Annotated in this window: 7 protein-coding genes; 6 read left to right on the top strand and 1 reads right to left on the bottom strand. The window is 66.9% G+C overall.

The window, feature by feature from the left end:
- Positions 1-134 precede the first annotated feature (134 nt).
- From B0W80_RS28115 to B0W80_RS28090, 6 genes are all read left to right on the top strand, one after another.
- Positions 135-1,406, top strand: coding sequence for a PotD/PotF family extracellular solute-binding protein (locus B0W80_RS28115; protein WP_077002451.1), 1,272 nt, complete (start codon positions 135-137; stop codon positions 1,404-1,406).
- Positions 1,407-1,534: 128 nt separating this feature from the next.
- On the top strand, positions 1,535-2,473 hold the full coding sequence (locus B0W80_RS28110) for an ABC transporter permease (protein ID WP_077002450.1): 939 nt from the start codon (positions 1,535-1,537) through the stop codon (positions 2,471-2,473).
- Between the two features lies 1 nt (position 2,474).
- Positions 2,475-3,368 carry an ABC transporter permease gene (locus B0W80_RS28105; protein ID WP_077002449.1) on the top strand — a complete coding sequence of 298 codons (894 nt, stop codon included), beginning with the start codon at positions 2,475-2,477 and terminating at the stop codon, positions 3,366-3,368.
- Positions 3,369-3,406: 38 nt separating this feature from the next.
- Complete coding sequence (locus B0W80_RS28100; protein WP_143684811.1) at positions 3,407-4,153, top strand: aspartate/glutamate racemase family protein; 747 nt, start codon at positions 3,407-3,409, stop codon at positions 4,151-4,153.
- 148 nt (positions 4,154-4,301) lie between these two features.
- Positions 4,302-5,369, top strand: coding sequence for a flavodoxin family protein (locus tag B0W80_RS28095; RefSeq protein ID WP_077002448.1), 1,068 nt, complete (start codon positions 4,302-4,304; stop codon positions 5,367-5,369).
- 150 nt (positions 5,370-5,519) lie between these two features.
- The gene (locus tag B0W80_RS28090) at positions 5,520-6,071 is read left to right on the top strand and encodes a Spy/CpxP family protein refolding chaperone (RefSeq protein ID WP_077002447.1); all 552 of its coding nucleotides are present in this window, start codon (positions 5,520-5,522) and stop codon (positions 6,069-6,071) included.
- Positions 6,072-6,160: 89 nt separating this feature from the next.
- On the opposite strand, the gene B0W80_RS28085 is transcribed toward B0W80_RS28090, so the two are convergent.
- On the bottom strand, positions 6,161-6,592 hold the full coding sequence (locus tag B0W80_RS28085) for a serine/threonine protein kinase (protein ID WP_077002446.1): 432 nt from the start codon (positions 6,590-6,592) through the stop codon (positions 6,161-6,163).
- Positions 6,593-6,599: the final 7 nt, after the last annotated feature.

Below are 6,599 nucleotides of genomic sequence, written 5' to 3'. Positions count from 1 at the left end.
CGCCAACCCCCTCACCGGGGGCAACACCAGCGGCCCGGCAAAGCCGGTTCCGCGGTGTTCCACGAACAAGGCACGCGCGTACGCGTGCCGTTGAGTTGCTTCCTTACTTCTTTCTTCGTCCAGGAGACCTCTTCATGTCCAACGCCAACGATCCGACCGCCAAGGGCCTCGCCCGCCGCACGCTGCTGCAAGGCACTGCGGGCATCCTTGCGGCCGGCGTGTTCCCTGCCATCCATGCGCAGGAGAAGATCGTGCTGCGCTACCTCGGCACCGCGGTCAACCAGGACAAGGCCATCGCCGAGAAGTTCAAGGCCGACACCGGCATCGAGATCCAGTACGTGGCCGTCACGACCGACGACGTCACCAAGCGCGCCGTGACCGCGCCCAACAGCTTCGACCTGATCGACACCGAGTACTTCTCGCTCAAGAAGATCGTGCCCACCGGCAACCTCAAGGGCATCGACACCAAGAAGATCAAGAACGCCGACAAGATCACCTCGCTCTTCACCAAGGGCGAGGTAGGCGGCAAGAAGGTCGGCGACCAGGGCACCGCGCCGAAGAAGGTGATCTTTCTCGAGGGCGAGAAGAGCAAGGTGTTCGCCAAGGCGCCGACCCAGTTCATGTCGCTGATCCCGACGGTCTACAACGCCGACACGCTGGGCATCCGGCCCGACCTGATCAAGCGGCCGATCGAGAGCTGGGCCGAGCTGCTCAACCCCGAGTTCAAGGGCAAGTCGGCCATCCTCAACATTCCGTCCATCGGCATCATGGACGCGGCGATGGTGGTCGAGGCCAAGGGCGTCCACAAGTACGCCGACAAGGGGAACATGACCAAGGCCGAGATCGACCTCACGATCAAGACCCTGATCGAGGCCAAGAAGGCCGGCCAGTTCCGCGCGCTGTGGAAGGACTTCAACGAGAGCGTCAACCTCATGGCCTCGGGCGAGGTGGTGATCCAGTCGATGTGGTCGCCGGCCGTGACGGCCGTGCGCACCAAGGGCATCGCCTGCAACTTCCAGCCGCTGAAGGAAGGCTACCGCGCCTGGGCCGCCGGCTTCGGCCTGCCGGCCACGCTGTCGGGCCGCAAGCTCGACGGCGCGTACGAATTCATCAACTGGTTCCTCGACGGCTGGGCCGGCGCGTACCTCAATCGCCAGGGCTACTACAGCGCGGTGCTCGAAACGGCCAAGGCCAAGATGGAAGCCTACGAGTGGGCCTACTGGATGGAAGGCAAACCCGCCTCGCAAGACATCAAGAGCCCGAACGGCGACGTGCTGGCCAAGACCGGCGCGGTGCGCGACGGCGGCAGCTACGAAGCGCGCATGGGCGGCATCGCGTGCTGGAACGCGGTGATGGATGAGAACGAGTACATGGTCCGCAAATGGAACGAGTTCGTCGCAGCCTGATGGAGTTTCTCCCTCTCCCTCTGGGAGAGGATAGGGGTGAGGGCACCGGGCCTGTGCGACCGGCACTTCATCTCCACCGCCCGGTGCCCTCACCCTAGCCCTCTCCCAGAGGGAGAGGGAACAAGACCATGACCACTACGGCAACTGCAAACTCCAGCGCACCTGCAGCCCGAGCGAAGGGCGGGCAGCCCATGCACGCCATCAAACCCTGGTGGCAAGCCGGCCCCTTCGCGCTCGTCTTCCTGCTCTTCTTCCTGATCCCCCTCGGCCTGATCGCGATGGTCAGCCTATGGAACTTCAACGAATACGAGTTGATCCCCGCGCTCACGCTGCGCAACTACGCGAGCATCTTCGAAGGCTGCTCGGGGCTCACGGACAACGGCGACTTCTGCGTCACGCTGTCCACCTACATCAGCACGCTCAAGTTCTGCCTGCTGGTGTGGGCCATCACGCTGCTGATCGGCTTCGCGGTGGCCTACTTCCTGGCCTTCCACGTGCGCTCGCCCGGCATCCAGACGCTGCTGTTCGTGCTGTGCACCGTGCCCTTCTGGACCTCGAACGTGATCCGCATGATCTCGTGGGTGCCGCTGCTGGGCCGCAACGGGCTGGTCAACCAGGGGCTGATGGGCATGGGCCTGGTCGAGCAGCCGGTGGAGTGGCTGCTGTTCTCCGACTTCTCGGTGGTGCTGGCCTTCGTGCACCTCTACACCATGTTCATGATCGTGCCCATCTTCAACTCGATGATGCGCATCGACCGCTCGCTGCTCGAGGCCGCCAGCGACGCCGGCGCCTCGGGCTGGCAGACGCTGTGGAACGTGATCGTGCCGCTCTCGCGCACGGGCATCCTGATCGGGTCGATCTTCGTCATCACCATCGTCATGGGCGACTTCGTCACCATCGGCGTGATGGGCGGGCAACAGATCGCGTCGGTGGGCAAGATCATCCAGGTGCAGACCTCGTACCTGCAGTTTCCGCTGGCCGCGGCCAACGCGATGATCCTGCTGGCCGTGGTGCTCATGATCATCTGGGGCCTGACGCGCCTCGTCGACATCCGGAAAGAGCTCTGACATGGGACGCAGCCCCATCGGCGAACAGCGCAGCCCCGGCTTCTGGCCGCTGGCGATCGTGTTCGCGCTCTTCGTGCTCTTTCTCTACGGGCCGATGATCACGATCTTCGTGCTGAGCTTCCAGGGGCCCGAGGGCGGGCTGACCTTTCCGCTGCGCGGGGTGTCGCTGCACTGGTTCCACAAGCTCGCCGAGGGCCTGGGCACGGTAGACATCGGCGCTGCCTTCCGCCGCTCGCTGATGCTGGGCGCGGTGGTGATGCTGCTGACAGTGGTGCTCTCGGTGCTGGCGGGCCTGGCCTTCCGCAAGAAGCTGGCCGGCGGCAACACGCTCTTCTTCGTCACGGTGGCCAGCCTGATCATGCCGTCGATCATCGTGTCGCTGGGCATCGGCCTGCAGTTCAGGCTGCTCGACAGCGGCATCAAGGGCGCGCTCGCGGCCGTCGACGCCAGCAGCACGCTCGAGAACTACGGCACCGCGCTGGGCCTGCTGAGTTCAGCGCTCGGCGCCCACCTGACGTGGACGCTGCCCTTCGGCCTCCTGATCATGTTCGCCGTGTTCAACCGCTTCAACCCGGCCTACGAGGAAGCCGCGCGCGACCTCGGGGCCACGCCGTGGCAGAGCTTCCGGCACGTGGTGCTGCCGCTGATCGGGCCGTCGATCGTTGGCATCGGCATGTTCGGCTTCACGCTGTCGTGGGACGAGATCGCACGCACCTCGCAGGCCATCGGCGACGTGAACACGCTGCCGCTCGAACTGCAGGGGCTGACCTCGACCGTCACCACGCCGGCCATCTACGCGCTGGGCACGGTGACCACCATCGTCTCGTTCGCGGTGATGGCGATCGCCCTGGGCGCCGCGGCCTGGCTGCGGCATCGCGCCGCACGCCGGCGCTGACGGGCCACGGGGCCGCGGCAAAAGGCGAAGCCACCCCAGTGGGCCACCTGCTCGTCATCAACCCCAACACCACCACCACGGTGAGTGCGCTGCTGCAGCAGCACGTGCAGGCCGAGCTGAGCCCCGCGCTGAAAGTCCACACCGTCACCGCGCGCTTCGGCGCGACCTACATCGCCAGCGAAGCCAGCTACGCCGTGGCGCAGCACGCGGTGCTCGACGCCTGGGCCGCGACGCTGGCGCGCGACGGACGGCCCGACGCCGTGCTGATCGGCTGCTTCGGCGACCCCGGCCTGTTCGCGCTGCGCGAGGCCGCGGGTGTGCCGGTCGGCGGCCTGGCCGAGGCGGCCTTCGCGGCGGCGGCGCAGCACGGGCGCTTTGCGGTGGTGACCGGCGGCGAGCGTTGGCGTCCCATGCTCGAACGCCTGGCACTGGCGCTCGGCCATGGCGACGCGCTCGCCGGCATCCACACGGTCGCGCCCAGCGGCGCCGAGCTGGCCGCCGACCCGATCGGTGCGCAGGCGCTGCTGGCAGAGGCCTGCCATGAGGCGGTGAGCCGCTTCAAGGCGCAGGCAATCATCCTCGGCGGGGCCGGGCTCGCGGGCCTGGCTGCCGGCATCGCGCCCGGGTTGCCGGTGCCGCTGGTCGACAGCGTCGTCGCCGGCGCCCGCTGGGCCATCGAAGGCGGGCGCATGGATGCGGGGCCGCGTGCGGACACGCTCGATGGAAGCTGGCAGGGCCTGTCATGGGAACTGGAAGCGCTGGCCGGCCGGCAGTCCGACTCCTAGCGCAGCCTCAGCTGCGTGACGCACACACGCGAACACCCCATGAAGGCCGTGCGCGATTTCCAGCGCAAGAAACTCTAGCGTTTCACCTACGAGCGCTCGCGTCCATCCACCTGCGAAGCGCCGCCGCGCGCTGTCTAGATTCGAGCGCATGACCGAAGTCCGAAAGGGCCAGGCGCTCCCCAAGATCGAACGCGCCGAATTCCACGAACGTTTCATGCAGAGCTTCCACGACCCGGCCTACCAAGCTGAGTCGGATGCGTTGGCCCGCATCGAAGTCATCGCATGGGAGGCCTATGACGAAGGCCGCAAATCGCCCGTGACGCGCAAGGCCGGCCCCGGCTATGCGGACCCCGACTACGACCTGTCGGTCGACTGGCTCGACGCCAAGGAGCGCATCGAGCGCGCGCAGGCGGCCTGGTCCAAATCCGAAACGAAGTCGCGCGTGCTGTTGATCGACGGCTCGCCCCGCAACGACGGCACGTGTCCCGGTGAAATGTCCAAGACGCACCGGATGCTGCAATTGGCGAAGGAGGTGCTCGATCCGGAGCTCGAGTGCGACGTGCTGGACCTGAGCCGCCTCACCTCGGACTACGGCCGGCACATCCACCCCTGCAAGGGCTGCGTGTCGACCGCCATGCCGCTGTGCCACTGGCCGTGCAGCTGCTACCCCAACCATTCGCTGCGCCAGACCGGCGACTGGATGAACGAAATCTACGAGCGCTGGGTCGCCGCGCACGGCGTCATCATCTTCACGCCGACGCACTGGTATCAGTCGCCAACTCCGCTGAAGGCGATGATCGATCGGCTGGTCTGCGCCGACGGCGGCAACCCGGACCCGACCTCGACGCACGGCAAGAAAGCCGATGAGGCCAAGGCCATCGAGCTGAAAGGCTGGGACTTTCCCAAGCACCTGTCCGGCCGCGCCTACGGCGTGATCGTGCACGGCGACGTCGCCGGCATCGAGAGCCTGCGGCGCAACCTCACCGACTGGCTCGACTGGATGGGCCTGATCGACGCCGGAGCAAAGGCGCGCCTGGATCGCTACATCGGCTACTACGAGCCTTATGCCACCAGCCACGACGCGCTGGACCGCGACACCGCCTTGCAGGAAGAGGTGCGCAACGTCGCGCGCGCGATGACCCGTGCAGTCAATGCGCTGCGCGCCGGCCGGCTCACTACCGCGGACGCCGGGCTCGAGCCGCCGCGGCCGAAGTAGGCAAGCCGGCGCCGAACCCGCGCCGACACGGGACGACATTTTTCTTTACCGAAGCCTCACAGAGCGGTGAAGGCCGGGATACACCGCGCTTCCACACTTCGTCTCACCTGCCGGCCCCGCCGTCAGGCTTCTTCGAAAGGAAGCACCTTCATGATCCCGTCCCGTCACAAGATCCGCATGGCCGGCCTGATCGCCTCGGCCGCCTTTGCCTGCGCTGCGTTCGCGCAAGCGCCGCAACCCTCGAGCGCCGCACCTGTCGCGCAACCGCAAACCGCCACCCAGGCGGCACCGAAGCAGAAGGGCCAGCGCATGGACCATGCTCAACGCATGGAGCGCATGCAGGCCCATCGCGCCCAGCGCCTGGCCGACCTGAAGCAGAAGCTGCGGCTCGAGTCCAGCCAGGAAGGCGCATGGAACAACTTCGCGACCGCGCAACAGCGGCCTGCCAGGCCAGCAGGCCAGGCGCGTGCCGAGCGCGAAGACTTTGCGAAGCTGAGCACGCCGCAGCGCCTGGAGCGTATGCAGGCCCGCCATGCCGAGCGCACCGCCCGATTCACGCAGCTCATGGATTCGACGCGCAACCTGTACGCGACGCTGACCCCGGAGCAGCAGAAAACCTTCGATGCCGAGACGCTGCGCTTCGGTCCCCGCGGCCATGGCCCGCACCATCCGCACGGCAAGGGTGAGACGACGAAGAGCTGAGCTTCGTCCCACGACCGCACTGCCCACGAAAAAGCCCGCATCGGCGACGATGCGGGCTTTTTCATTGGTAGGTGCGTCTGCTGCAGCGCTTACTGCGGCGTGCCGGTGCGGTCCTTCGGGTTGGTCGGAACGTCCGGGCGCTCACCCGGGTTGCCAAAGCGCGGACGCTGCTTGCGCGTTTCCATGCTGACCTCGGTGCGCGTCATCTCGCCAGTGGGACGCGGCATCGCGTTGGGCTGCCCGTTCACGGTGGTGGTGGCTTCACCCTTCGGCGTGGCATTGTTCATGTTGTTGCGGTTGTGCGCGCGTGCTTCGGCCCGTACCGCGTCGCGGGATGCCGGGTCGCTGCCGTCAGGTCGCTGCGTCGCGTTGGCAACGCCGCCAGGCACGCTCTTCGTGCTGGCTTGGCCGCCCTTGGCGGGATCCGGTGCCGCGGGCGTCGAGGTGGTCTGCGCGTAGGTGGCGCCCGCCAGGCTCATCAGGCCTACCAGGGCGGTAGCAGCGATCGAATGTCTCTTCATGGTGATG

This window comes from Variovorax sp. KK3 (assembly GCF_001984055.1).
Lineage (GTDB): Bacteria > Pseudomonadota > Gammaproteobacteria > Burkholderiales > Burkholderiaceae_C > Variovorax.
This window is presented reverse-complemented; position numbering and strand designations above follow the sequence as displayed.

Excerpts from the sequence above, each read along its gene's own strand:
- B0W80_RS28115 (WP_077002451.1), top strand. The coding sequence starts at position 135 with ATGTCCAACGCCAACGATCCGACCGCCAAGGGCCTCGCCCGCCGCACG.
- B0W80_RS28110 (WP_077002450.1), top strand. The coding sequence starts at position 1,535 with ATGACCACTACGGCAACTGCAAACTCCAGCGCACCTGCAGCCCGAGCG.
- B0W80_RS28105 (WP_077002449.1), top strand. The coding sequence starts at position 2,475 with ATGGGACGCAGCCCCATCGGCGAACAGCGCAGCCCCGGCTTCTGGCCG.
- B0W80_RS28095 (WP_077002448.1), top strand. The coding sequence starts at position 4,302 with ATGACCGAAGTCCGAAAGGGCCAGGCGCTCCCCAAGATCGAACGCGCC.
- B0W80_RS28090 (WP_077002447.1), top strand. The coding sequence starts at position 5,520 with ATGATCCCGTCCCGTCACAAGATCCGCATGGCCGGCCTGATCGCCTCG.
- B0W80_RS28085 (WP_077002446.1), bottom strand. The coding sequence starts at position 6,592 with ATGAAGAGACATTCGATCGCTGCTACCGCCCTGGTAGGCCTGATGAGC.